The following is a 24,973-nucleotide window of genomic DNA, read 5'->3' as shown; positions in this document are numbered from 1 at the left end:
AAATATCCCAATTGTTCACGATTAAAATAAATGGGCATGAGTAGTCTGGGTATTTTGACAACCATGCCCGTTTTTTATTTCAAAGCTGATCCAGCTAGTGTTAATACTAGGATGTAGCAAGGGGGGAGAATGGCAAATGGAATTAGAAAAATATAAACCTCTTGAGGAAACGAGTGAGGTTTCCAAAGTCGAAAATTCAAAATTACCTGTTCAAGAAAAGAAATCAAGATTACTTATGTGGGTGAGTGGTATTGCCTTTACATTTTTTATCGCGCTCTTAGGTTTCGGGCTGTCGAAAATTACAGGATTTGACCGAATAGGGCCGCTTGCATGCTCTATTATTATTGCGGTGATGTATCGACAAATCGCAGGGTATCCGGAGAAATTCCGTCCGGGTATCGAATTTTCAGCTAAAAAGCTTCTCCGTTTTGCCATCATTTTATATGGACTGAAATTAAACATTGACGTAATTTTTAATCAAGGCTTGCCTTTGTTGATTCGTGACATAGGCACAGTGGTTTTTGCTATTATAGTAATGGTTCTGATTGCAAAATGGTTAAAAGCAGATGCTTCAATTTCCCTTCTTCTCGCTGTAGGAACCGGGGTGTGCGGTGCAGCTGCTATCGCGGCGATATCTCCTATTGTGAAAGCAAAGGAAGAAGATACCGCCATCGGAGTGGGGATCATCGCTTTAATGGGGACACTTTTTTCCATTATTTATACCCTACTACGCCCGATCCTTCCAATGACCGCTGTAGATTATGGCATATGGTCGGGAGTCAGCCTTCATGAAATCGCTCATGTCGCGTTGGCAGGTGCTCCAGCGGGTGAGGATGCACTTGCTATTGCGTTACTGGCTAAACTTGGACGCGTCTTCTTACTAATCCCATTATGCTTCATATTTATGTATTGGATGAAAAGACGCTCGTCGGAAAAAACAGGTCTAGATGCAAAAATTGCTTTCCCATGGTTCCTCATTGGATTTATTATCATGAGCTTAATTGGCAGTTATGTGCTAGGCAAGCATATCCCGGTTTCTCAAATGGTAATGGCAGGTGTTTCTAATACGACGACCTTTATTTTGACAATGGCTATGATTGGACTCGGTCTTAATGTTAGTTTTCAGGCACTTCGTACAAAAGCCATGCGTCCTCTTTTGGCAATGACCATTACCTCATTGCTCCTTTCTGTAATCACGTACTTACTTATCTAAAGAAGAGTAAATAGGAGTTCTTTTAAAGTGGAGCAAGGGTTCCTTCTTAGTTGCCTATTAAATAAATTTCTTATAGAAATTACTGATTGAAGCACAGACTTTTCGTGGTGATTGCCCTATCTTTGTTAGATAAAACGTAATGCTATACTTAATAGTAGAAAAAGGGAGTAATAAACTTAAGAATTTGTGAACGCCGCCCAATTAAGGAATGCTTGATTGTTAAAAAACAGTTTGTTTGAATATTACTAAAACTTAGTCTATAATGTGGTAACTGATACGAACATCACAATGTCTTTTTAGACTTGGAGGAATTTTTATGGAGTTAGACTTTAACAATCCAATTCCATTACATGCTCAATTAAAAAATATATTAGAAGATCAAATTTTACAAGGGTATTATAAGGACAAAATCCCAAGTGAAAGAGAACTCATGGATATGTATTCTGTTAGTAGGAGCACTGTAAGAGAAGCGGTTTCTATTTTAGTTCGCGAGGGAATATTAGAGAAAAGGCATGGTAAGGGAACATTCGTATCTCTAAAACCGGTACAAGAATGGCTTAAAATGATTAGTTTTACTGAGACTACTAAAAATATGGGGATAAAATTATTAAACCATGGACCTGTAATAACTCCTGAAAATATTGCCGATGCAAATGGATTTGAAGATGAGTCTTACCATATTAAGAGGCTACGATTACAGGATGATATACCAATCGCAATCGAATTACATTATTATCCGATAGAACTTGGACAAAAGATTGCAGAATATGATTTAAGTACGACTGTTTTATATGATGCTCTCGAAGGGGACCTTAACATTAACTTTTGTGAAGCAGAACAAATTATAACATGCGGCTATCCTACAATGGAAGATGCTGAACATTTAGCTGTATCCGATACAATGTGCTTGTTAATTACAGAGCGTATGATCTTTGATTCTGATGGCAACATGGTGGAATATTATAAAGGACTCTTTCGATCAGATATGTACTCATTCGCTATGAAAATGTCTCGGAAGAACAACTAACAATCTAAAAACCAGTAAACGTATTACCGGCCACATTAAATAATCCAAGTCTTCTATGTTCGTAGAGAGGCTTGGATTATTTGCTTCCTAAAATCTGTGGTTTGTCCTGTTCCAAGAGTCCAATGTGGGTTAAGCCTTTTTGGATCGAAAAATAGAAATCTTTTTAAAGCTAGAATGAATGCTCATGGTAATGCTTTTTTACACCATTAGTCTTATCGTTTAAAATGAAAAACTGCCCCAAATGATCTTCCGCCAACAAAGTATTGCTTTACATTCATTGGTTTGCTTCCACATTCTAGCATAGACTGCACAGAGAAGTGTAAAATTAATAATTGTAAAGAAAACTACTGCTGCCAATATTCCGTCTATCCATCATTTGGTAATTCTCGTACTTCTTTTAATCAAAAGCGTCTTACTTCTAATATTCTAAAAAGAGGAAACACATACTACAGCTTTAAACGGGAAAAAGTCCAACTATAAGATTACCAAGCTAACGAGCTAGCAGATTTATCTAACCCTTCTTACATTTTTCTAAGCATCTTTATTTGGGGCGTAAAAAGTAACTTAAACGAGCCGAAAGATTTACAGTTACAGTTAAATTGCGTTCCTACCAGTTCTTAGTTCAAATAAATTTATTTATCCAAGAGAAAGTTTCAAACATCTAATTTTGAAGCTTTTTCTTTTAACTTAAATTGGAAGGAGGTATATGTAATGAGAGATATAATAAAGATCATTGCGGGAAATATTTCGATGACTTTTGCTTATGCTTATTTAATCGTGCCAAATGAAATTATTAATGGTGGTGTGACAAGCTCCGCGTTACTATTACATGCTATATCTGGCTATAGCATTGCCATGCTAGCCAATTTTGTAACAGGACTTTTATTAATCATCTGTTTAATTTTTCTAGGAAAAGAATACTTTTTTAAATCGATAGTAAGTAGCCTTTGTTATATGTTGTTTTTTAACCTTTTTTATTCACTGAATATAAGCATAGATGTAAACATCGTGATAGTGATTATCATTTCATCGATTTTGATCGCATTTGGATACTATTTATGTATAACAGCAAATGCATCCACTGTTGGGTTTGATGTTATAGCTCTAATTTTAAATCATAAAAATAAAAAGGTAGATATAGCAGTGACAATAAGAATTATTAACCTTATTGTCTTATTATTTGGTCTGTTCGTTTACGGTTATCATTCGATTATTAAGGGAGTTGCTTATACGTTACTCTTTTCGTATCTATTAAAGAAAATGCTAAATAGAAAACAGAAGAGCGAAAAGATAGAAAAAGAGACTGGGGAGGGAATCACAAATTTAAAGTGAAGAATGGGTATCTGCCTCGTCGACACCCACGGCTTTTGTGAAGGTAAATCACCGGGGGCGTATACTCATTTTTGCCATTGGTATTTAAATGAGTGAATGATAAGAAACGGAAGCGAAAACATTGAAATACGGAGAAGAAGAACTCGAAATTGTAAATGTTCAAAAGCATCAGCGAAATAGCTTCAGAAATTTTTTGCGATATTCATTGAGGGAATAAAGCCAGATGGCTTTTAAAGTGTTATGAACGGATTATGAATTTGGGAATTTACAATATTGAAGATACGTATTTCAAGAAAGTGGATTGGACATTGAATTCATTCAAGCACAATGCAGAACAGAAAAAGAATGATCTTTGTATAAAATTTCCGTTTTGCAGAGGAGTGCTGAAGGAAATATGAGGGGAGTGACATCTTATCTAACAAAGGCTATAATAATTATTTGGATAGGAACCATACATAGGAACAAAGGGTAGAGTAATAGAAAGGAATGTGCACGGTGATATCTTTACATAATGTAAGTAAAAGCTATCAGCAGCACCAATCAATTTTGCAAGCAGTGCACTCGGTTTCGCTAAACATAGATAAAGGCGAAATTCACGGTGTGATTGGTGCGAGTGGTGCTGGTAAATCAACACTGCTTCGTTTAATGAATGTGCTTGAAACTCCAGATCAAGGAATAGTTGTAGTCAATAATCAAACGTTAACGACGCTATCAAACCGTAAACTTCGTGAAGCAAGGCGATCGATTGGCATGATTTTTCAGCATTTTAATCTGGTTGCGAACAAGACAGTATTTGCTAATGTTGCAGTACCACTTGAACTAGCTGGCTATTCAAAAAAGGCTAAGGGAGATCGAGTTAAAGAATGCTTGGAATTTGTCGGGCTTCGAGATAAAGCCCATCAATATCCAGCACAGTTAAGCGGCGGACAAAAGCAGCGGGTAGCCATTGCAAGAGCTCTTGCAAACCGACCAGCTGTTTTGTTATGCGATGAACCTACTTCTGCCTTGGATCCACAGACAACAGCAGGGATTCTGGACGTATTGCAGACAGTGAACAAAGAATTGGGTGTAACGATTGTCATCGTCAGCCATGAGATGGACGTCGTGAAAAGTATTTGCGATAAAGTCACGGTTATGGAAAGTGGAGAAATACTTGAAACAGTTTCAATTGAATCCCAAGCGTACATCATTCCTAAAAATGATCCAAAATGGTTTCTGCAGCAATTAACAGAAAAAGAGAGGAATTCGAATGCCTGAAATCATTTTAAAGTATCAAGCTGAAATCTGGCAGTCGATTGGTGAAACATTTGTGATGGTTGGGATATCCATCTTTGCAGCTCTTTTGGTCGGATTACCGATTGGAACTTTGCTATATCTTTGTCGAAAAGGACAAATGCTTGAAAATCGAGCCTTATATTCCAGCTTGAATATATTTGTTAATATTGTTCGCTCGTTCCCGTTTTTATTGCTCGTCGTATTTTTAATTCCTTTTACAAGGTTTATTGTTGGAACAGCAATCGGGACAATGGCCGCTACGGTCCCTCTCTCTATAATGGCTATCGCCTATTATTCAAGATTAGTGGAACAGGCCCTTCTCGAAGTTCCACGTGGTATCATTGAATCGGCTGTTTCCATGGGAGCTTCAGTCCCAGAAATTATCTTTAAGTTTTTGTTCGTAGAGGCACGTTCAAGTCTGCTACTCGGATTAACAACGTCAACGATTAGTTTTATATCCTATTCAACCGTAATGGGTATTGTCGGCGGAGGCGGAGTTGGTGATTTTGCGATTCGATATGGCTATCAGCGCTTTGAAACTGAGTTAATGATTTATATGATTATTATTATGATTTTCTTTGTACAAATGATTCAGTATACTGGAACGACCATCGCCAAAAAACTGGACAAACGATAAAGTAAAACCTCCATCAGTGGGGTATTACAACCTGTTAAACCAGGAGAAAATAACAGATTGAGAGGTAATCAACTATGAAAAAAATCATCACGCTTTTAGTACTAACCATGTTTGTATTGGCCGGCTGTAGCGACAAAGCCAAACCTGCCCCTGGAGAAAAGAAAGTAGTCAATTTAAAAGTTGCCACATTGATTCCGCCTATGACGGATATGTTGGAAATTGTAAAGCCTTTGATGAAAGAAGAAGGAATTAATCTGGACATCGTAGTGCTTGGCGATAATGTGCAACCGAATAATGCCCTTGCCAACAAGGAAGTCGACGTAAACTTTTTCCAGCATGTTCCTTTTATGGAACAGTATAATGAAAGCAATGGCACGGATTTAGTTCTTGTAAAGCCTATTTATCATGCCATTTTTGGTGCTTATTCAAAACGTTATAAAAGCATGGAAGAGCTGCCAGAAGGTGCAACAATCGCTATTCCGAATGATTCGGTAAATACTGCTCGTTCACTCATTATGTTTGCCGATCAAGGTATCATAAAGTTGAAAGAAGGCGTAGGGCTTAAAGCGACCCAGGCTGATATAGTGGAAAATAAGAAAAACTACAAGTTTGAAGAAGTAGACTTGCTCATGCTTGCTAGGATGATGGATGATGCTGATCTCGTGACCTTGTACCCGTCCTATGCTGCTCCGCTTGGCTTAACGCCAAGTAAGGATGCTTTATTGACAGAAACTGTGGACTCAGAATTTGCGATCTCTTTAATTGCTCGTTCTGACAATGCTGAATCAAAAGCTATCCAGACATTAGCTGAAAAATTGACCGGACCTGAAGTCAAGAAATTTTTAGAGGAAGATTACGCAGAAACGGCTTTACCTGCATTTGAATAATTCTGACTATCAATTTGAATAAAACTAATTATTCAATTGAAAAGAGGCTGTCCCATAAGGGCCTGACCTCGCACTCTAAATCAGTATGTAGTGTTTCATACACTAATCTTGTACTGTATTTAGTTGTTGCGGGGTCTGGCCCTTTGCTGTTGAGACACCCCTTTTGTTGAAACCAATCTATCCGGCAATAAAATTCACAAATTGTTCATAGCTTTTTGTAAGCGCTTATATTATAATTAGGATATCGATATAACATTTTACTTTAATCGATTAGAAAAAAGAAAAAGTTCCCCTTTAATGAAAGTAGAAGGGGAGAAAAAATATTTTTGTCAATCAATGTAAACGCATACATTATTTTTATGAAAATAACATAAACTTTTACAGTGTAATTAAAACTTTATTAATAAACTAGACATCAAAGGAGGCTACATCATGAAAGATTATATTTTTATCTTGGATAATCAAATAGAAGCAGAAGAAATAATTATAGAAGCCAGTGGAATGATGGATGCATTTATGAAGGCTAAGGAGTTGCAAAGAAAGAAGAAAATCGATAAAAAGTCAAATGTGAACTTACTATTTAAAGGAATTAGTTATTAAATTAAAAGATGTATTCTATGATTTGAAAGTAGATTACAGTAGAGGATTTACTTCGAATAACGAGGCGACAAATTTTGGAATGCTTTCCAAGATTTGTCGCCGTAAGTTTAGGCTGTATCAATCTATTTACTATTCTTGTGATTCTAGCTTGTTACTCCCAATAATATTAGAACTGTAAGAATATCTTCATCGTTTTCAACTTAAAGAATAAAGTTAGCGAAGAGATATAATATGATAATACTAATTACAATACAAATATTTGATAGTGTGCCAATTAAGCGATGAGTAGAATATTTAAATTCATGAGCAAAGGGCAAAACGGATAGACCAACCGGTAGTAATAATCCAATTAAGATCGTGTATCGAAACATTTGATTGAAAGGAAGTAAAAAGTAAAACGCTAAGCCAACTATAAGCCCGAAACCATATCGGAAAAGGACGTACTTAATGGTAGGTCTCAAATATTGTTTTTCAAAATTAAAGTTTAAATATAAACCCAATAGTAGTAAAGATAAGGGCAAGTTAGCTTTAGATATAATCGTAGCTATATCAATGAATCCACCCGGAAAATGGATATTGCTGAAACTTAAAGTGCCCGCAATGATATACGTCATTAAAGGAACAGATTTGCTGAGTTTTTTTACAATTCCAATCGGTTTAAGGACTAGTCCCTTCTCTGAATAATAGCTTCCCGCTATATAAGAAAGTCCAAAGACAATTAGGGAATTTCCTATATCAAACATTCCGAAATAAATTAGACCTATCGGACCCCAAATTGCTTCAACGAGGGGGAAGGCAAATAAGCCTACATTATATCCTGTAGCCATCATCATTAAAGTTCCTTTAAGCACCCTCTCTTCTTTTTTGAATACAAAGAAAGCGAGAAAAAGAGAAATAAAGCCAATCAAAAACGCTATTACAGGTAACAGGATTAATGAAGGCTCAATTTTGACCGAATTAAGTGAAACGATAACTAGAGCTGGTAGGGTGATATTAAAAATAATTCTAGAAATGGTTTCCCCATCTTTTTCTTTTAATAGATTAATACGTTTTAATAGATATCCAATGCATATGATGACTATTATATAAAGAAATTGTTGATTCATACCGTATGATCCCCTCTGAATGTAGTTAAGAAAAATATATCACACTATCATATCTTTGTATTTATATACCTAAAGATGTTGAAAAGATTTTTTACTGTAAAATAATGATTTTCATGTAAATTATTGAGTGTAATCTTTTTATCTATTAAAAAAATCACCTAAATCTCTAGCCTTATGGCGAGACTTGGGTGATTTTTTCTAATGGAGCCATTCTTTTATCTAGTTGAGCCTGTATGATTTGCTGTTGTTACCTGTTGCTTCTTTTTCTCGCCACTTGCCCATTTGATGCAAATAAGCAATGTTACGAAGATAATGGCTGCGCCAAATATATACGGCAGACCCATGTCTACATCAAATAATGCGCCAGCGAGTGCAGGGCCGACCATGTTGCCGATACTCATATATGCATTATTCATACCAGCTGCAAAACCTTGTTCGCTTCCAGCCATTTTTGATATGGTCGTATTGATGGCGGGCCGAATCAAGGATGTCGCGATAAAGAAAAAGGTGGATACAAATAATACAGAGACAAAACCAGTTGCAAACAAAAGACTGATTAAGGAAATCGCCGTCACGACAAGCATCGAATTCATAACGCGTACTTCACCAAATCGATTAAGCACTCGATCGAGAACAAACGCTTGAACGATGACTCCAATTAAACCGCCAACGACCATTAACATTGATATATCAAATGGACTGAACCCAAACTTCACATCTGTAAACAAACTGATGGTTGACTGATAATTCGACAAACCGAATGAAAGAGTAAACATCATGAGTAGAAGGATGAAATACGGTTTTTTTACGGAAACAGCTAATTGATTGATCAATGAAGTTCGTTTTGCTGGTTGTTCAGATTTGGTTGAACGGGCTGGTTCTTTCAAGAAAAAGAGGGACAAAATGACGGCAATAGCGGCAACAGCTCCCGCAATGTAAAATGGCGCTTTCACTCCAAAAGCCGCTAAAAAGCCCCCAATACCAGGTCCGACAACAAATCCTAGTGACATCGAAGCTCCGAGACGCCCCATTCCTTTAGCACGGTTTTCTGTAGTTGTAATATCTGCTACAAAGGCCATCATGGATGGAATTAAAAAGGCTGCACCGATCCCGCCAATCGCCCGTGAAATAAAAAGCAGTACGAGTTGTTGAGAAAAAGCAAAGATAAATTGTGATAATGAAAAAAGAATTAAACCGAACACAATGATTTTCTTTCTACCAAATCGGTCAGACAAATCCCCGGCAATCGGTGAAAAGATAAATTGTGCCAAAGCAAAAGTAGCAATCAAAAAGCCAAAGGTTTTCCCACCAGCTCCAAAATCATGAATAATCGTTGGCATGATTGGAATAACGAGCCCTATCCCGGTCATGACGATAAACATATTGGCCATTAATATGAGAAGGGGGAACTGTTGTAATTTTTTTCTTGACATTTATTAACCCGCTTTCTTTATACGTTCTAATTTTATCCTGGTTTACCAGGCTGTAATACGCCACTTCAATTTTTATTTAGAGAATGAAGAAAAAATAGGTGGGGGATAAACAGCCTAATCTAGCTGCGGCTCCTAGCCCGTCTGAGGTTATCAAACTACGCCCCGGAGTATTACAAAGCTTATGCTTGTCGGACTATCATGGGACGTAAGCAACGTAGTAGACGTTACTTATAGCAAAATCCCCGATTGGTGTGATTCATTGAACCTTAGTTCGTCATGTCGCTTTATCGAAGCGGCAGCTTACGATTTAGAGACACGACGAACGGGACACCATTAGCGAGATTTCCCCCACTGATGGTTAGTTTCACTTTATTTAATAAGTGTAGTGATCGGCATTTGTTTAATCGTTTTTTCCAATTCAGACGCAAGTTCCACAAGACCGCTGTTTTCTTTTAAATTGTGGATCATTCCTGATAAAACCGCTACACGCGGTTTTATTTCTAACAGTTCCTTTTCCAGAATTTCCACAGATTCAAAAATAATATCTTCTGCTTGCATATTTAATGAGGCAATCGTTTCTTTCATTTTCCGAACGATGTAAAGAGGATGAGTGGTTTCTTGTGGCTGTGCTTGCAAAGGAGGAGTCATAAAAAACGGATTAGGTTTTTCCTCAATGAATGTGCGTACGATTGCGTTAAGCTGTAAAAACAGAAAACGAGCAAGTTCATTAGGGTCACACGTTTTTCCCTCTTCAACAATGCCGCGCACGTAGGTAATCAACATGCCTTTTAGCGTAGCCGTTAAATCTGTCGCATACGCTGCTGCATCTTTCCCAAAAACCGACACGATTCCTTTTTCTGTTTTCCGGAGTAGTTTGGTATGTTCTTGATGCACGAATTGATTGAGTGATGGGTCCTCAAGCCCTCTAACCTCATTCATTTGCATTTGGAAAAACTCGTGAAATTCGCAATAATGACGGAGGCGAATAGCAATTTCCCGGATAAAGGCTTCCTCGACTGAATCAACGTTCGTTTCTGCTGCAGCCATTTGCTGGCCTAGCATTTGATAATAATACGAAAAAATATCGGATAAGAGTTCTTCTTTCGATTTGAAATGGGTATATAAGCTTCCTTTTGAGACTCCGCATACATCAGCAATTTGCTGCATGGACGTTTGGTGGAAGCTTGTTTTCGAAAAAAGTTTCATAGCAGCGATTAATATTTTTCGTTTCTTTTCGTTCATCCCGAACCTCCATAAACCGATTGGTTTTTGAATTGACCAATTGGTCATCTCTTTATAAATTCTACCACAGGTCTCGAACACTTTCACGTAAAAAATTTCGTATAGCGAAATTTTTAATATCCAAACATATTCGCAATACAAAGCATCCAAACATGCAATAGTATTTCAGTGTATAGGGAGAGGCTTTTCTAGTTTTTTGTATTGAATATGAATGTAAGAGAGATAATACATATTGAAATAACAAAGAAGGGATTAGTAAAATCATTCATCAGATTTTGATCAGATCTATTATTATAAATGCTATTGCATAAATATAAAAATGTGTTAAAATACATTAAAGTGTATGAATATTAAAAGATATAATAATATTTTCCTATAATGAATGTATTAAATCTTGATAGGGAAAAGTCAATTCATGATGGTATCGGAGGAGTATAGAATGAAGAATAGTAAACAACTTATGCTTATGTTTGCCATGATTATGATGATCGGCATTTTAGCCGCATGTGGCACATCCAATAATGATGATTCAGCAAGCAATAAAGAATCAGCAAATGGTGATGGAAAAAAAGTATTAATGATGGGAACATCAGCGGATTATCCGCCATTTGAATATGTTGAGACGGCAAAGAGTGATGATATCATTGGCTTTGATATAGATGTGGCTAGAGCTATTACTGAAAAACTTGGCTATGAATTCAAAGTGAAGGATATCGACTTTAATGGACTTGTGCCTTCTTTAGAAAACGGTACAGTAGATTTTGTTCTTTCGGGGATGTCTCCTACTGCAGATCGTAAAAAAACAGTGGATTTCAGTGATATTTATTACAAATCGAACCATATGATTGTAACGAAAGCAGATGGGGAAATCAAAGATGTTAAAGATCTGAATGGTGCTACAGTAGGTGTTCAATTAGCGTCCATCCAAGAAGGAATTGCCAAGGATCTTAAAAAAGACGGCATAGACCTTACGATTGAAAACCGTAATCGAATTCCAGATATCGTGCAAGAAATTAAAGCTGGCCGTTTTGATGCAGCCATTATTGAAGATACAGTCGCAAAAGGCTATTTAGCTGACAATTCAGATCTTGCTGGGTATGTGATTGACGGAAAAACAAAAACAGAAGAAGCAGGTTCAGCGATTGCTTTCCAAAAAGATAGTGAACTAACTGAAAAATTTAATACTGAACTGAAAAAAATGATGGAAAACGGTGAAATGGAAAAACTTATATTAAAATGGTTTAGTGGCGAAACAGCTAAATAATTGAAGAAAACGTTCAGAAGGGTGCGTGTTCTCTTTTGAACGTTTTTCCGCGCTTTCCTGTTTAATGATCAAAGAGAGGATGAATGGTTTGAACTTGGATTTTGAAAGAATTATGCCCTCCCTACCTTATATTTTAGAGGGAATTCCTATGACGTTAAAAGTCGTTGCTGTAGCAGCGGTAATCGGGATTGTTTTGGGAATCGTGTTGTCGTTAATGAAAATTAGCCGCATGAAGCCATTGAAATGGATTGCGGACTTTTATACTTCTATTTTCCGCGGCACACCGCTTGTGCTCCAGCTTATGTTAATTTATTTTGGATCTCCACAATTGTTCGGCGTACAAATTGATGCTTTTGAAGCAGCTTTCTTGTCATTCGGTTTAAATTCAGCTGCTTATATTTCAGAAGTGATTCGCGGTGGAATTAATGCTGTTGATAAGGGACAAAGAGAGGCGGCACTTGCGCTAGGTGTTCCCTATTCGAGTATGATGTTAAGCATTATTCTGCCTCAGGCGTTCAAAAATATTTTACCAGCCTTAATGAACGAATTTATTACGTTAACAAAAGAATCAGCAATTGTCACAACTATTGGACTAGCAGATATCATGCGCCGTTCTTATATTGTCGGTGGCGAAACATATAAATTTTTCGAGCCGATTTTATTTGCTGGGTTGATATATTATGTGATGGTCATGATTTTAACTGTGATTGGCAAATTGGTTGAAGGGAGAATGAAACGCAGTGATTAAAGTAGACAACCTCCACAAAAGTTATGGAAAACTGGACGTCCTTAAAGGAATCAACACAAGTATTAAAGAAGGCGAAGTAGTCGCAGTTATTGGTCCTTCAGGGTCAGGGAAATCCACATTTCTTCGCTGTTTGAATTTACTCGAACAGCCAACTTCTGGGCGAATTTGGATAAAAGAAACGGATATTACCGATAAGAAAGCAAACATCATGAAAGTCCGGGAAAATGTTGGAATGGTGTTTCAACATTTTCATTTGTTCCCACATAAAACAGTTCTGGATAATTTAACCTATGCACCGATGAAGGTGAAAGGTCTTTCCAAACAAGAGGCACAAAAACAAGGACGGGAACTACTAAAAAAAGTGGGCCTAGCAGATAAAGAAAAGCAGTATCCTAATAAATTATCTGGGGGGCAAAAACAGCGTGTTGCAATTGCTAGAGCACTTGCAATGAACCCTGATGTTATGCTGTTTGATGAGCCTACTTCTGCACTCGATCCAGAAATGGTTAAAGAAGTGTTAGCTGTTATGAAAGATCTTGTTCATACAGGAATGACGATGGTCATTGTCACACATGAAATGGGCTTCGCGCGTGAAGTAGCTGACCGAATTCTTTTCCTTGATGGAGGAAACCTCGTCGAAGATGCACCGCCAAGTGAGTTCTTTTCAAGCCCGAAAAGTCAGCGTGCGCAAGAATTTTTGGAAAAAGTTTTATAAGACTAAAAAAGACAACTAGCAGTTGTCTTTTTTTTGCGGAAAAATGTGAATACTAGAATTATGGTAGTCAATAGCACTTTCACTATAAATTGGCTGCATTTGTTGGTAAGATGGGTACTATCATAAGAAAATTAGGTGATATCATTATGTTTAAAATTGGATATCGGACATTGAAAACGGCAGCTGGCACGACGCTTGCCATTTTTCTAGCACAATTAGCGGGGTTGGATAGTTTTCCATCTGCAGGAATTATCACAATCCTATGTACGAAGGTAACGAAAAAGAAATCTCTTGGGGCCGCCTATTCACGATTCATAGCCTGTTTAATTGCGATGGTCTATTCCACCATCCTGTTTGAACTAATTGGCTATAATCCAGTTATCATTGGCATTATTTTATTACTTTTGATACCAACAACGGTTGCCTTGAAAGTAAATGAAGGCATCGTAACAAGTGGCGTTATTATCCTCCATCTATATACAGCTGAGCATATTACGCTGGATCTCTGGCTGAATGAATTAGGAATTATCATAATTGGAATTGGCTCAGCCTTATTGATGAACTGGTATATGCCGAGTCTTGAGAATAAATTAATCGATTACCAGCAAAAAATTGAGGAGAATTTCAGCAAAATTCTTATGGAGTTAGTGAATTATTTGCATACCAACGAAAGTGAATGGGATGGGAAAGAAATTACTGAGACAACAAAATTACTAGCGGAAGCAAAGACGTTAGCATTTCGTGATGTAGAAAATCATTTTTTGCGTGAAGATGACGTCTATTATCATTATTTTAAAATGAGGGAAAAGCAATTTGAAATTATTGAGCGCATTTTGCTGCTCGCTACGAATATTCCGTCAAAAGTAAAGCAAAGCAAGATGTTAGGGGAATTTCTCATCGAGCTAAGCAACAACGTCCATCCACAAAATACCGCGATTATTTATTTACAAAAACTTGATGAGATGGAACAGATTTTTAAAAAAATGGAGCTTCCTGTGACCCGAGAAGAGTTTGAATCGAGAGCAGCGTTATTACAGTTAATGAAGGAAATCGAGCAGTATTTGCAACTTAAGCATTCATTTAAAGGTCTACCAGAACCAAAAAAACAGCATGAAAAGTTGAAGGTGGGTGAAAACTAACGGAAAATGAATGGAAGGTTTGATCAAATGAAGATACTACTTTCCTTAATCCTTACAAGTATATTGTTGCCCTTTGTCCCGATGTCCGCTTCAGCTGTTGTTGGAGAACCCTTTGTCATCGTGAATAAAGCAACCAACAAGGTGGCATTCATTGATGATAATAAAGTTCAGAATGTCTACCCAGCTGGCACGGGAAGAAGCAACGAGCTTACTCCAGAAGGATTATTTACCGTTAAAGTGAAGGCTGTTAATCCGTATTTCCGAAAAAAGAACATCCCTGGAGGTGATCCTAGAAATCCACTTGGAACGAGGTGGATTGGCTTTGATGCATTAGGAACCGATGGGAGAATTTATGGACTTCATGGTACGAATAATCAAGCTTCTGTTGGGAAATATATCTCGAATGGGTGCGTCCGTTTGAGAAAAGCCGATATCGAACATTTATACGAGCGTGTACCAATTGGAACAAAGGTTTTTGTCACTCATTCACCAAAAGACTTTGCAACATTGGCTAAAGAGCAAGGAGCAATGAAATGAGAACGGCGAAGCACCACCAAAAAAAGAGATTGTTTAAAAAGCGAAAGGGTTAGCCCCCACATCAATTAATTATCATTTATTGACGAGTATCTAATAAACGATAATTAAAGTGTGGGGGGCTAACCCTTTTTGGGCGATCTCTTTTTATTGTAGGAGGAAGGCAATGCCAGAAAGTAGGCTTGTCAACAACATGGAAATAATCATTAAATAAACAACGATTTTTCTCGTTTTCTTGTTTTTCATTTTAATCTCTCCTCATTGTAAGGAGTTTGGAATTCCTTACAGCATACGTATATATACAGTTTAACTCGTCCATAGTAGAATCTCAAGAGTATATTGTTGATAACCGATTTAAAGAATATTAGTAGGATTGGCTTTAATTAACAGAATATTATCATTATTCAACAATAGTAAACTGGGGGCTTTTTATGATAAAGAAGATTGACCATATAGGTATAGCTGTCACATCGATAGCGGAAGCGTTGCCGTTGTATACGAATATATTTAAATTGGAGCTGGAAGGAATTGAAATAGTCGAGAATCAAGGAGTCAAGGTAGCATTTGTAAATGCTGGCAATACAAAGTTGGAATTATTGGAAGCACTATCTAAGGATAGCCCAATAGCCCGATTTATTGAAAAACGAGGCGAAGGCATTCATCACATAGCTTTTAATGTGGGAAACATTTCCTCTCGAATTGAAGATATTAAAAATGCTGGCTTACATATGATTGATAAGACAGCAATAATTGGTGCTCATCACGCTCAGATTGCTTTTCTTCACCCAAAATCAGGTGGCGGCGTTCTTTATGAGTTGTGTGAGAATTACGAGGAGGAGGAAAATGACAGACATTTATGAACATATCAATAAGTTGTATGACCGACGATGGGAAGTAGAGCTTGGTGGTGGAGATGAGCGAATTATTAAGCAGCATGAAAAAGGCAAGTTAACTGCAAGAGAACGAATTCATCTTTTGGTTGACAAAGGGAGTTTCGTTGAACTCAATCCATTTATCGAGCACCGCTGTGTTGATTTTGGTCTAGACAAAACTAAAGGACTTGGAGAAGGCGTTGTAACAGGATATGGAAAAGTGAACGGACGTCCGATTTATTTATTTTCTCAAGACTTCACAGTGTTCGGCGGTGCGCTCGGAGAAATGCATGCAAAGAAAATAGCAAATGTAATGGATCTAGCTGCGAAAAATGGTGCGCCGTTTGTCGGACTGAATGACTCCGGTGGCGCTCGAATTCAAGAGGGGGTTGCCTCACTAGATGGCTATGGACAGATCTTTTATCGGAATACGATTTATTCGGGTGTAATTCCACAAATCTCGGTTATGATGGGCCCATGTGCTGGGGGAGCAGTTTATTCACCAGCTATAACCGATTTCATTTTTATGGTAAAAGATACGAGCCAAATGTTCATTACAGGACCAAAAGTGGTTGAAACGGTGACTGGAGAAAAGATTAGTGCAGAAGATCTAGGTGGTGCAATTGTACATACTAGTATTAGCGGAAACGCCCATTTTCAAGCTCAAACAGAAAAAGAAGTATTGGAAATGGTGCGTCAGCTACTCATGTATTTACCGCAAAATAATGATGAAAAACCACCACACTATGCAGCTGATGAAAAAGATGATTACCGACCAAAACTTACAGAAATTATTCCTTTTAATACTTTACGTCCATATGATGTTTCTAAAGTAATTGGTGAAGTCGTAGATACGGATTCATTCATGGAAATCCAAAAAGATTTTGCGGAAAATATTGTCATAGGATTAGCAAGAATGAAGGGTGAAGTGGTTGGACTAGTCTGCAATCAGCCCAAAGTATTGGCTGGCGGACTTGATATCGATTCTTCAGACAAAGCAGCACGGTTTATTCGTTTTTGCGATTCGTTCAACATTCCACTGATTACCTTTGAAGATGTGTCTGGTTTTTTTCCGGGCGTTAAGCAGGAGCATGGAGGAATCATTCGTCATGGCGCAAAAATCCTTTATGCTTATTCAGAAGCCACAGTTCCAAAGCTGACGGTCATTCTCCGTAAAGCATATGGGGGTGCTTATGTAGCATTAAATAGTAAATCAATTGGTGCAGATCTTGTATTTGCCTGGCCAAATGCTGAAATCGCTGTCATGGGGCCTCAAGGAGCTGCGAATATTATTTTTGCAAAAGAAATTGAAAATAGTGATAACCCAGAGCAGACGCGCGCACAGAAAATTACAGAATATCGCGAGAAATTCGCGAATCCGTATGTAGCAGCGAGTAAGGGAATGGTCGATGATGTCATTGATCCCCGAGAAACACGGATTAAATTACTTCAATCTCTAGAGATGCTGCGTAACAAAAAAGAATCTAGACCTTTAAAAAAACATGGGAATATTCCTTTATAAAAGTGAAAATCGTTAAATGAAACATGATATCTTGCGGGTACCGAACGATTAGCGATATACTAGGAATGTTGAAGTAGTTAAACTACTTCAAAAGGGGACTGTTCTCCCCAAACTGGTGGATTATTGCCTGTGATAATGTGAAGATCCCTCATCGGAATTTTTCCGATCAGGAAATGGACCTTATCAGGTATATACATATTGGAGGTTTTGTTGAAATGGTTAATGAAGAACGCATTGTAAAGGAATTCCTTGAATTGGTCCAAATCGATTCGGAAACTAAGTTTGAAACGGAAATTGCAAAAGTTTTAAAAGAAAAATTCACGGCTCTAGGTGTGGATGTATTTGAGGATGATACCGCAGCAGTTACAGGCCATGGAGCAGGCAACTTGATATGCACGCTGAAAGGAACGAAGGAAGGAGTGGATACGATTTACTTCACTTCACATATGGATACGGTCGTTCCTGGGAATGGGATTAAGCCGTCCATTAAAGACGGCTATATCGTCTCTGATGGTACAACGATTCTTGGAGCAGACGATAAAGCGGGTCTTGCAGCGATGCTTGAAACTCTTCGTGTATTAAAAGAGGAAAACATTCCGCATGGTACGATTGAATTCATTATCACGGTAGGTGAGGAATCAGGTCTTGTTGGTGCGAAAGCCTTAGACCGTTCACTTGTTACAGCTAAATACGGGTATGCACTAGATAGTGATGAAAAGGTTGGGAATATTATTGTAGCTGCTCCAACTCAAGCAAAAATCTTTACAAAAATGTACGGCAAAACAGCTCACGCTGGCGTTGCCCCTGAAAAAGGAATTTCTGCCATTACGATGGCAGCAAAAGCGATTGCGAAAATGCCGCTTGGCAGAATCGATGAAGAAACAACAGCAAATATCGGCTATTTCAGAGGTGGACAGCAAACAAATATTGTTTGTGACTTTGTTGAAATATTGGCTGAAGCTCGCTCTTTAATACCAGAAAAAATGGAAACTCAAGTTGAGAAAATGAAACAAGCGTTTGAATCCGTTGCATCTGAAATGGGTGGAAGAGCTGAAGTTGAAGTAACAGTTATGTACCCTGGCTTTAAATATGGCGATGGCGATCATGTTGTTGAAGTAGCCAAGAAAGCCGCAGCTAAAATCAATCGCCCATCAAAGCTTCTTCAAAGCGGCGGTGGAAGTGATGCAAACGTCATTGCTGGCTTCGGTATTCCAACAGTAAACCTTGCTGTCGGCTATGAAGACATCCATACAACCAATGAAAAAATTCCTGTTGAAGAGTTAACAAAATTAACAGAAATGGTCCTAGCTATTATCGAAGAAGTTGCAGGAGAATAACTAAGCGAACATATGACTGGAATCTGTAGTAACCCCTCAGATTCCGGTTTTTTGTTGGGAAATAATCTGGGAAATGGGGTCTGACCCCAATAAGGGGTGATCGAGATGTATCCGAAAAAAGGAAAAGTGATACTCCATGTGGATATGAATAGTTTTTTTGCATCTGTAGAGATGGCGTATGATACTGGACTGAAGGGGAAGCCGCTTGCAATCGCTGGGAATGTGGAGGAGCGCCGAGGGATTATTATCACGTGTAGTTATGAAGCAAGGAAATTTGGTGTGAAAACGACGATGCCGATTTGGCAAGGGAAAAAGCTGTGCCCTGAACTTATTGTATTAAAGCCTAACTTTGATCGATACCGGAAAACTTCCATTGCCATCTTTGAACTAATGAGACAATATACAGACCTGGTAGAACCGGTCTCAATTGATGAAGGATATCTAGATATCACAGGTTGCGCGGAACTAGGTTCTCCAATTGAAATTGCCAATCGTATTCAAAAGCGGATTTTTGAGACGATGGATTTGCCTTGTAGTATCGGAATCGCCCCGAATAAATTTCTAGCTAAAACTGCTTCAGATATGAAGAAACCGATGGGCATCACGATTCTCAGAAAACGAGATGTTCCGTTGATACTTTGGCCTCTTGAGGTTGGTGAAATGCATGGGATCGGCAAGAAAACAGCAGAGAAGCTTAATAGTATCGGAATCGAAACAATCGGCGATCTTGCTAAAGCTCATGATGTAACACTCAGGCAAATTCTCGGTATTAACGGTCTAAAATTAAAGGAACGGGCTACAGGAATAGACGGGAGAGCAGTCGATCCTGAATCTATATTTGATCATAAAAGCATTGGCAACTCGACGACTTTGCCAAAGGATATAACGAATCAGAAAGAATTAATCGATATATTAGAGCAGCTTTCAACAAAAGTAGCTCTTCGGTTGAAAAATAAAAAATTAGTAGGGCAAAAAATTGGCGTAACCATTCGCTATAAAGACCGCCGGACGATAACAAGAAGTAGAACTGTTGAAAATCATTTTTTCGAGAAAGCTGATATTCATCGCCTTGCAGTCGAACTGTTTAAAAAGCATTGGAATGGAGAGAAAGTTCGTCTGCTTGGGGTGACAGCTTTCGAAGTAATGGATAAGGAAGCTGCCTATAAACAACTAGATTTATTTTCTTATGAAAAAGATGCGGAAAAAGAATCACTTTACTACGCTATGGAAAAACTGCAAAGTAAATATGGCAAGGAAATCATTAAAAAAGGGGTCGAGGTAGCTGAAAAGAAAGGGCAAGCTGAGACAAGTTTTAGTAAGGATTTTCTTGATAACTTGCGCTTAAAGGAATAAGGAGCGGGATGAGTAAAAGACACAGCTTTCATAAAAAATGTCTATCGACAAAAATGCAATTTAGTTTAGAACCATTTACATAGAGAACACCGTCTGAACAATTCCAGACGGTGTTAAACTAGTTGTTGAACAGTAATTATGAAGGTAATTAAACAGTAATTATGAAGGTAATTAATAACGATGAATTTAACATCCAACTAGGCTTTCTTGCTATTTATCTGAATCTGTTTTAATGACTTTAATATCCATTTCTTTCTCGTTTTCAACAATATGCTTAAGCATGGATAATTTATTATGCCAAAATTGCTCGAAATATGAAAGCCATTGTTTTAATTCATCCAAGGATTCGGGTTGCAAGCGAAAACGTTTTTCTCTTCCTACTTTTCGTCCACTAACTAGTTCTGCTTCTGAAAGAATATGAAGATGTTTTGCGATAGCTGTGCGAGTCATTGGGAAATGCCCAGTTATCTCTAAAATAGATAATTCTTTATCAGCGAGTAATCGGAGTATATCTCTCCGTGTTGGATCAGCAATAGCTTGAAATACATCATGCTTTTGTAAGGAAGTAGACACTAGTTCATAACAATCTTTCTCAATTTATCAAGAATACCTGTCCAACCTTGATTCATTGATTCACGAATAACGGAACTTTTCGCGTTAGGTTTCGGAAGGATATAATCAGGGCTTTTCCATCCGCCGTGAATAAGAGTAAACTCCGTCTTACCTTCTATCTCTTTTAAAATAAATGAAACGACCCATCCATCTTCATCCCATGTAAAAGAAAGTCGATTAGGCGGATCTAATTCAATGACTTTGCAGGGGGAAGGACCGAACGGTGATTGCAAATGGAATTCCTGTCCAACTTGCGCTTGAAAATCATTGGGCATGAACCATGAGGCAATTCCTTCTGAAGTTGAAACTGTATCCCACACTTTTTGTATAGGTGCATCAAAAACGACTGTTTGCTGAATATCTTGTAATGTAACCTGATTATTTTCCACTAAAATAAATCTCCTTTTTTGCATATAATATAAAACCAAATGGTTTTGTGTTTTTTTTTTAGAGTATATAACACCTATTGGTTTCATGTCAATACAATGAAACTAAAAAGGACAAACCTACTGTCGGTTTGTCCTTTCCTTTGTTAATGGCGATGCTCTACTAGATCAATAACACCGAGAACGATATGTGCTAGTCCGAATCCAAATAATGTATTTGCTACCATTTTGTTGGATTTACGTTTTTGTTTCATTGCATACCCTGTTGCCGTTACCGCTGTGCCTAGCGCGGTAGGAATTAAGCCCTCTCGAATATCGATCATGTTATCCCTCCACACAAGAAAAATTTGATGATACTTCCATCATCAATAGTTTTACCTTTTGGATAGTCACTAATCAGGTAAAAACAGGAGTAAGTACCTAGTGCGAAATAGGGATTTTGGAATTTGAAAATTTTGGTGTATATCAGATAATGTAATCACTATAGAAAATATAGTAGGGAAGTAGAAAGAGCAGGTTAGATCATTCAAGGAGGGCCAAATAAAATGAACATTATCTGGATTTTTGGAGCGCTATTTTTATTTTTCATTGCCTTGGAATCAGGAATCGCTTATTGGCTTAGCTTAGGAAAAGCTGAGTATGTGGAACGAGAACAACATAAATGAACAAGGCTGATTCTTAAGTGAAAAGAAGTCAGCCTTGTTTTTTTATCTGTTTTAATTATCGATTTCTAGATTTTCAATTGGCCACCAGAAATGGCCGTCTTTTTCCAGAAGATTATCGGCACATTTGGGACCTGCACTTCCGGCAACATAATTCGGGAAGGTTTCATCTTTCGTGTGTTCCCATACTTCTGAAATGATGTCAACGAATTTCCAAGATAGTGCGACCTCATCCCAATGGGTGAAATTGGTGGCATCTCCACGCATACTGTCGAATAATAATTTCTCGTAGGCTTCAGGCGTATTCATTCGGTCAATGCTCGTATTGGAGAAGGAAAGTCTAACTGGCTTCGTTTGCATTTGGTTGCCGTTTTTCTTAGCGTTTAAGAGCAATGTGATTCCTTCTTCTGGCTGGATATGGATGACAAGCAAGTTAGGATGGACATTTTCTTCTGGTTCCTTGCTATAGTATAAATTCATCGGAATATCTTTGAATTGGACAACAATTTTCGTTGATTTCACATCCATGCGTTTTCCAGTTCGAATATAGAATGGCACACCTGCCCAACGGAAATTATCAATGAGTAATTTACCTGCCACATATGTTTCGGTATTGGATTCAGAGTCAACAGAAGGCTCATTTCGGTAAGCAGGAAGTAAGGAATTCGAAACAGTGCCTTCATCATATTGGCCACGGACAAAGAAAGCCTCAACATCTTCTTTTTTCATCGGGCGTAATGACCGAAATGCACGTGCTTTCTCACTGCGAATTTCTTCATCAGTCAATTTAATTGGCGGTTCCATTGCAAGCAACGCAACCATTTGCATTAAATGATTTTGGACCATATCGCGAAGCGCTCCACTGGTTTCGTAGTATCGACCCCGTTCTTCAACTCCAAGCGTCTCACTGGAAGTTACTTGGATATTGGATATGTATTGGTTATTCCAAAGCGGTTCAAACATTGCGTTCGCAAAGCGAATCACTTCAATGTTTTGGACCATTTCTTTTCCAAGGTAATGATCAATTCGATAGATTTCATCTTCAGAAAAGGCTGTGCGAATTTGTACATTAAGTTCTTGAGCTGATTCAAAGCTAGTACCAAATGGTTTTTCAATCACGAGTCGTTTGTAACCTGTCGTATCCGTTAAGCCCTGTGCTTTCACCTGCTCAGCAATTGTACCAAAGAATTCTGGGGCCATAGCTAAATAAAAAATGCGATTTCCGTTCAAATCATATTGTTCATCCAACTTATCCGCAATGTTTTTTAATTCGATGTAGGATTCTGAACTACTCACATCATGGGAGTGGTAAGAAAAATGTGAGACGAAGTCATCGACGTTTTCATGGCTGTCAGCAAAAGTCTGAACAGAATCTTTAACATTTTCTTGAAATTCAGCGTTTGTTAATGGTCTTCTAGCTACACCAATCACAGCGAATTTCTCAATATTTTTTTTTTGAAACAATCGATAAATAGACGGAAACAGTTTCCGTTTGGCCAAATCTCCAGTGGCCCCAAAAAGGATGATTAATGCGGTCGGTTTATTCGTTACATTCACTTGCATAACCTCACTTTTCATAGTAATAACAGTATTTTTTGTTCATGTATTTAACTATAAAGATACATGGGAATAAACGCAATATTCTTTCACTTTATCTCTTTAAGAGGATGTTCAAAAGGTTCGGTAAAAAAGCTTGCGAATTTCTTCGTCGCTCATTAAATAACTTCTGTTAAATTCGCACACAACCTGTGCAAGTCCGGTCCTCAACGTTGCTGCATATGCGAAAGGTTTGAGACAATCGCTCGCAAAACTTCTTGGTTCTTTTTGAACACGCACTTTAAGGGTACCCATAACTTGACTGTAGTATTTATCTCGGTTAAATAGGCTGTAAATCCCCGATTGGTTCAACTAACCATCGGTGCAAAAACCACACTGAAGGAAGTTTCACTTTATCCCGGTTTAACAGTCTGTAATATCCCCACTAATTCTTACGTGGGATTAAAATAGCTAGGGTGATAAACAGCCTGTAAAACCCCGATTGGTTCAACTAACCATCAGTGCAAAAACCACACTGATGGAAGTTTCACTTTATGTTATAATATACGAAGGAAAATGATGCATCGGGGGTAATGTTTTGGATTTTGTTTTTTTAGGGACAGGTGCAGGTGTTCCTGCAAAGGCTAGAAATGTTTCGGCAATCGCACTTGAATTGCTAGAAGAGCGAGGGGTGGTCTGGTTATTTGATTGCGGGGAAGCTACCCAGCATCAAATATTAAAAACATCAGTTAAACCACGCCGAATTGAGAAAATTTTTATTACGCATTTACATGGTGACCACATATTCGGTTTGCCTGGACTGCTGAGCAGTCGCTCTTTTCAAGGAGGAACTGAAGACTTAACTGTTTACGGCCCTAAAGGGATCAGAGACTATATTCAAACAAGTCTTTCCGTAAGCGGCACTCATCTTAAATATTCTCTATCCGTCGTGGAAATAGAAGAAGGTATCATCTTTGAGGATGGGCAATTTACGGTTTCCGCCTTAGCGTTAGATCATGGAATCCTTTCTTTCGGTTATCGGATTGTAGAAAAGGACAGACCAGGTACTTTGCTTGTTGATAAGCTGAGAGATGAAGGTGTACCACCGGGCCCTATCTTTAAAGCTATTAAAAATGGGGAAAATGTTACATTGGAAGATGGACGAGTTTTATATGGAGCTGATTATCTTAGTGAACCAAATAAAGGAAGGATCCTAGCGATACTCGGTGACACGAGGACATGTGAACAGACTATTTTGCTTGCGAAAAATGCGGACTATCTCGTTCATGAAGCAACTTTTTCAAGGGATGAAGGGGAAATGGCATTTGATTATTTTCACAGTACGACCGCCCAAGCTGCAAATACAGCAAAACTTGCAGGGGCCCGGCAGTTAATTTTGACACATATTAGTGCCAGATATATGGGGGAAGACATCGCTGAACTGCAAAACGAAGCATGTGAAATTTTCCCCAACACCGTGATTGCCGAAGACTTACTGCAAGTAAAGATTCCTTTGTATGTAGAGAAACAAGGGTAGGGGC

At 38.0% G+C, this 24,973-nt stretch carries 25 protein-coding genes; 17 read left to right on the top strand and 8 right to left on the bottom strand.

Going from position 1 to position 24,973, the window contains the following annotated elements:
• The first annotated feature begins 235 nt into the window (after window positions 1–235).
• The 7 genes from AC625_RS15390 to AC625_RS26875 all read left to right on the top strand — a co-directional run bounded on the left by AC625_RS15390 (window position 236) and on the right by AC625_RS26875 (window position 6,971).
• Entirely contained in the window at window positions 236–1,213 is a 978-nt protein-coding gene (locus AC625_RS15390; protein ID WP_245645105.1) for a YeiH family protein, read from the top strand.
• Window positions 1,214–1,529: 316 nt separating this feature from the next.
• Window positions 1,530–2,240, top strand: a complete 711-nt coding sequence (locus tag AC625_RS15385) for a GntR family transcriptional regulator (RefSeq protein ID WP_049682076.1) — start codon at window positions 1,530–1,532, stop codon at window positions 2,238–2,240.
• 711 nt (window positions 2,241–2,951) lie between these two features.
• Entirely contained in the window at window positions 2,952–3,572 is a 621-nt protein-coding gene (locus AC625_RS15380; RefSeq protein ID WP_049682075.1) for a YitT family protein, read from the top strand.
• A gap of 495 nt (window positions 3,573–4,067) precedes the next feature.
• The gene (locus AC625_RS15375) at window positions 4,068–4,829 is read left to right on the top strand and encodes a methionine ABC transporter ATP-binding protein (RefSeq protein WP_053178114.1); all 762 of its coding nucleotides are present in this window, start codon (window positions 4,068–4,070) and stop codon (window positions 4,827–4,829) included.
• Window positions 4,822–5,484, top strand: a complete 663-nt coding sequence (locus tag AC625_RS15370) for a methionine ABC transporter permease (protein WP_049682074.1) — start codon at window positions 4,822–4,824, stop codon at window positions 5,482–5,484. Before AC625_RS15375 ends, AC625_RS15370 begins: the two co-directional genes overlap by 8 nt.
• Before the next feature lie 74 nt (window positions 5,485–5,558).
• The gene (locus AC625_RS15365; RefSeq protein ID WP_049682073.1) at window positions 5,559–6,371 is read left to right on the top strand and encodes a MetQ/NlpA family ABC transporter substrate-binding protein; all 813 of its coding nucleotides are present in this window, start codon (window positions 5,559–5,561) and stop codon (window positions 6,369–6,371) included.
• Between the two features lie 432 nt (window positions 6,372–6,803).
• On the top strand, window positions 6,804–6,971 hold the full coding sequence (locus AC625_RS26875; protein WP_156187555.1) for a hypothetical protein: 168 nt from the start codon (window positions 6,804–6,806) through the stop codon (window positions 6,969–6,971).
• A 200-nt stretch (window positions 6,972–7,171) separates the two neighbouring features.
• On the opposite strand, the gene AC625_RS15360 is transcribed toward AC625_RS26875, so the two are convergent.
• The 3 genes from AC625_RS15360 to AC625_RS15350 form a co-directional block, all read right to left on the bottom strand.
• Window positions 7,172–8,077: an AEC family transporter gene (locus AC625_RS15360; protein WP_049682072.1), complete on the bottom strand. Its 906-nt coding sequence runs from the start codon at window positions 8,075–8,077 to the stop codon at window positions 7,172–7,174.
• Between the two features lie 215 nt (window positions 8,078–8,292).
• Window positions 8,293–9,510: an MFS transporter gene (locus tag AC625_RS15355; RefSeq protein ID WP_049682071.1), complete on the bottom strand. Its 1,218-nt coding sequence runs from the start codon at window positions 9,508–9,510 to the stop codon at window positions 8,293–8,295.
• Between the two features lie 369 nt (window positions 9,511–9,879).
• Window positions 9,880–10,752, bottom strand: a complete 873-nt coding sequence (locus tag AC625_RS15350; RefSeq protein ID WP_049682070.1) for a TetR/AcrR family transcriptional regulator — start codon at window positions 10,750–10,752, stop codon at window positions 9,880–9,882.
• Between the two features lie 439 nt (window positions 10,753–11,191).
• Between AC625_RS15350 and AC625_RS15345 the strand changes: the two genes are divergently transcribed.
• The 5 genes from AC625_RS15345 to AC625_RS15325 all read left to right on the top strand — a co-directional run bounded on the left by AC625_RS15345 (window position 11,192) and on the right by AC625_RS15325 (window position 15,155).
• Complete coding sequence (locus AC625_RS15345; protein WP_049682069.1) at window positions 11,192–12,016, top strand: transporter substrate-binding domain-containing protein; 825 nt, start codon at window positions 11,192–11,194, stop codon at window positions 12,014–12,016.
• 88 nt (window positions 12,017–12,104) lie between these two features.
• Complete coding sequence (locus AC625_RS15340; RefSeq protein WP_049682068.1) at window positions 12,105–12,764, top strand: amino acid ABC transporter permease; 660 nt, start codon at window positions 12,105–12,107, stop codon at window positions 12,762–12,764.
• The gene (locus tag AC625_RS15335) at window positions 12,757–13,479 is read left to right on the top strand and encodes an amino acid ABC transporter ATP-binding protein (protein WP_049682067.1); all 723 of its coding nucleotides are present in this window, start codon (window positions 12,757–12,759) and stop codon (window positions 13,477–13,479) included. Before AC625_RS15340 ends, AC625_RS15335 begins: the two co-directional genes overlap by 8 nt.
• A 146-nt stretch (window positions 13,480–13,625) precedes the next feature.
• Entirely contained in the window at window positions 13,626–14,618 is a 993-nt protein-coding gene (locus tag AC625_RS15330) for an aromatic acid exporter family protein (protein WP_049682066.1), read from the top strand.
• A 27-nt stretch (window positions 14,619–14,645) separates the two neighbouring features.
• A complete protein-coding gene (locus AC625_RS15325; protein WP_049683767.1) occupies window positions 14,646–15,155 on the top strand; it encodes a L,D-transpeptidase in 510 nt (169 codons plus the stop codon).
• Between the two features lie 144 nt (window positions 15,156–15,299).
• On the opposite strand, the gene prli42 is transcribed toward AC625_RS15325, so the two are convergent.
• Window positions 15,300–15,398 carry a stressosome-associated protein Prli42 gene (prli42, locus tag AC625_RS26870; RefSeq protein ID WP_156187554.1) on the bottom strand — a complete coding sequence of 33 codons (99 nt, stop codon included), beginning with the start codon at window positions 15,396–15,398 and terminating at the stop codon, window positions 15,300–15,302.
• Between the two features lie 185 nt (window positions 15,399–15,583).
• On the opposite strand from prli42, the gene mce reads away from it, so the two are divergent.
• The 4 genes from mce (at window position 15,584) to AC625_RS15305 (ending at window position 20,236) form a co-directional block, all read left to right on the top strand.
• Window positions 15,584–16,012 (top strand): methylmalonyl-CoA epimerase, encoded by a 429-nt coding sequence (gene mce / locus AC625_RS15320; RefSeq protein ID WP_049682065.1) that lies wholly within the window; start codon window positions 15,584–15,586, stop codon window positions 16,010–16,012.
• Complete coding sequence (locus tag AC625_RS15315; protein WP_049682064.1) at window positions 15,996–17,546, top strand: acyl-CoA carboxylase subunit beta; 1,551 nt, start codon at window positions 15,996–15,998, stop codon at window positions 17,544–17,546. The genes mce and AC625_RS15315 overlap by 17 nt, the downstream gene beginning before the upstream one ends.
• A gap of 215 nt (window positions 17,547–17,761) precedes the next feature.
• The gene (locus AC625_RS15310; protein WP_049682063.1) at window positions 17,762–18,883 is read left to right on the top strand and encodes a tripeptidase T; all 1,122 of its coding nucleotides are present in this window, start codon (window positions 17,762–17,764) and stop codon (window positions 18,881–18,883) included.
• Between the two features lie 96 nt (window positions 18,884–18,979).
• Window positions 18,980–20,236, top strand: coding sequence for a DNA polymerase IV (locus AC625_RS15305; RefSeq protein ID WP_049682062.1), 1,257 nt, complete (start codon window positions 18,980–18,982; stop codon window positions 20,234–20,236).
• Window positions 20,237–20,446: 210 nt separating this feature from the next.
• Here AC625_RS15305 and AC625_RS15300 read toward each other — a convergent pair whose 3' ends face one another.
• The 4 genes from AC625_RS15300 to zwf form a co-directional block, all read right to left on the bottom strand.
• Window positions 20,447–20,809 (bottom strand): ArsR/SmtB family transcription factor, encoded by a 363-nt coding sequence (locus AC625_RS15300; RefSeq protein WP_049682061.1) that lies wholly within the window; start codon window positions 20,807–20,809, stop codon window positions 20,447–20,449.
• The gene (locus tag AC625_RS15295) at window positions 20,809–21,237 is read right to left on the bottom strand and encodes an SRPBCC family protein (protein WP_425415454.1); all 429 of its coding nucleotides are present in this window, start codon (window positions 21,235–21,237) and stop codon (window positions 20,809–20,811) included. Before AC625_RS15295 ends, AC625_RS15300 begins: the two co-directional genes overlap by 1 nt.
• Window positions 21,238–21,380: 143 nt before the next feature.
• A complete protein-coding gene (locus tag AC625_RS15290; RefSeq protein WP_082191274.1) occupies window positions 21,381–21,554 on the bottom strand; it encodes an asparagine synthase in 174 nt (57 codons plus the stop codon).
• Window positions 21,555–21,950: 396 nt separating this feature from the next.
• Window positions 21,951–23,453: a glucose-6-phosphate dehydrogenase gene (gene zwf, locus AC625_RS15285; protein ID WP_245645018.1), complete on the bottom strand. Its 1,503-nt coding sequence runs from the start codon at window positions 23,451–23,453 to the stop codon at window positions 21,951–21,953.
• Between the two features lie 577 nt (window positions 23,454–24,030).
• Between zwf and rnz the strand changes: the two genes are divergently transcribed.
• Window positions 24,031–24,969: a ribonuclease Z gene (gene rnz, locus AC625_RS15280; protein WP_049682058.1), complete on the top strand. Its 939-nt coding sequence runs from the start codon at window positions 24,031–24,033 to the stop codon at window positions 24,967–24,969.
• Window positions 24,970–24,973 lie beyond the last annotated feature (4 nt).

The organism is Peribacillus loiseleuriae, assembly GCF_001183985.1.
Taxonomy (GTDB): domain Bacteria; phylum Bacillota; class Bacilli; order Bacillales; family DSM-1321; genus Peribacillus; species Peribacillus loiseleuriae.
The sequence above is the reverse complement of the archived record's forward strand: the minus strand, read 5'-3'. Positions and strand labels throughout refer to the sequence as shown.

What these genes read in the sequence shown, in the direction of transcription:
- AC625_RS15390 (WP_245645105.1), top strand. Translation starts at nt 236, where the DNA reads ATGTGGGTGAGTGGTATTGCCTTTACATTTTTTATCGCGCTCTTAGGT.
- AC625_RS15385 (WP_049682076.1), top strand. Translation starts at nt 1,530, where the DNA reads ATGGAGTTAGACTTTAACAATCCAATTCCATTACATGCTCAATTAAAA.
- AC625_RS15380 (WP_049682075.1), top strand. Translation starts at nt 2,952, where the DNA reads ATGAGAGATATAATAAAGATCATTGCGGGAAATATTTCGATGACTTTT.
- AC625_RS15370 (WP_049682074.1), top strand. Translation starts at nt 4,822, where the DNA reads ATGCCTGAAATCATTTTAAAGTATCAAGCTGAAATCTGGCAGTCGATT.
- AC625_RS15365 (WP_049682073.1), top strand. Translation starts at nt 5,559, where the DNA reads ATGAAAAAAATCATCACGCTTTTAGTACTAACCATGTTTGTATTGGCC.
- AC625_RS26875 (WP_156187555.1), top strand. Translation starts at nt 6,804, where the DNA reads ATGAAAGATTATATTTTTATCTTGGATAATCAAATAGAAGCAGAAGAA.
- AC625_RS15360 (WP_049682072.1), bottom strand. Translation starts at nt 8,077, where the DNA reads ATGAATCAACAATTTCTTTATATAATAGTCATCATATGCATTGGATAT.
- AC625_RS15355 (WP_049682071.1), bottom strand. Translation starts at nt 9,510, where the DNA reads ATGTCAAGAAAAAAATTACAACAGTTCCCCCTTCTCATATTAATGGCC.
- AC625_RS15350 (WP_049682070.1), bottom strand. Translation starts at nt 10,752, where the DNA reads ATGAACGAAAAGAAACGAAAAATATTAATCGCTGCTATGAAACTTTTT.
- AC625_RS15345 (WP_049682069.1), top strand. Translation starts at nt 11,192, where the DNA reads ATGAAGAATAGTAAACAACTTATGCTTATGTTTGCCATGATTATGATG.
- AC625_RS15330 (WP_049682066.1), top strand. Translation starts at nt 13,626, where the DNA reads ATGTTTAAAATTGGATATCGGACATTGAAAACGGCAGCTGGCACGACG.
- AC625_RS15325 (WP_049683767.1), top strand. Translation starts at nt 14,646, where the DNA reads ATGAAGATACTACTTTCCTTAATCCTTACAAGTATATTGTTGCCCTTT.
- prli42 (WP_156187554.1), bottom strand. Translation starts at nt 15,398, where the DNA reads ATGAAAAACAAGAAAACGAGAAAAATCGTTGTTTATTTAATGATTATT.
- mce (WP_049682065.1), top strand. Translation starts at nt 15,584, where the DNA reads ATGATAAAGAAGATTGACCATATAGGTATAGCTGTCACATCGATAGCG.
- AC625_RS15315 (WP_049682064.1), top strand. Translation starts at nt 15,996, where the DNA reads ATGACAGACATTTATGAACATATCAATAAGTTGTATGACCGACGATGG.
- AC625_RS15310 (WP_049682063.1), top strand. Translation starts at nt 17,762, where the DNA reads ATGGTTAATGAAGAACGCATTGTAAAGGAATTCCTTGAATTGGTCCAA.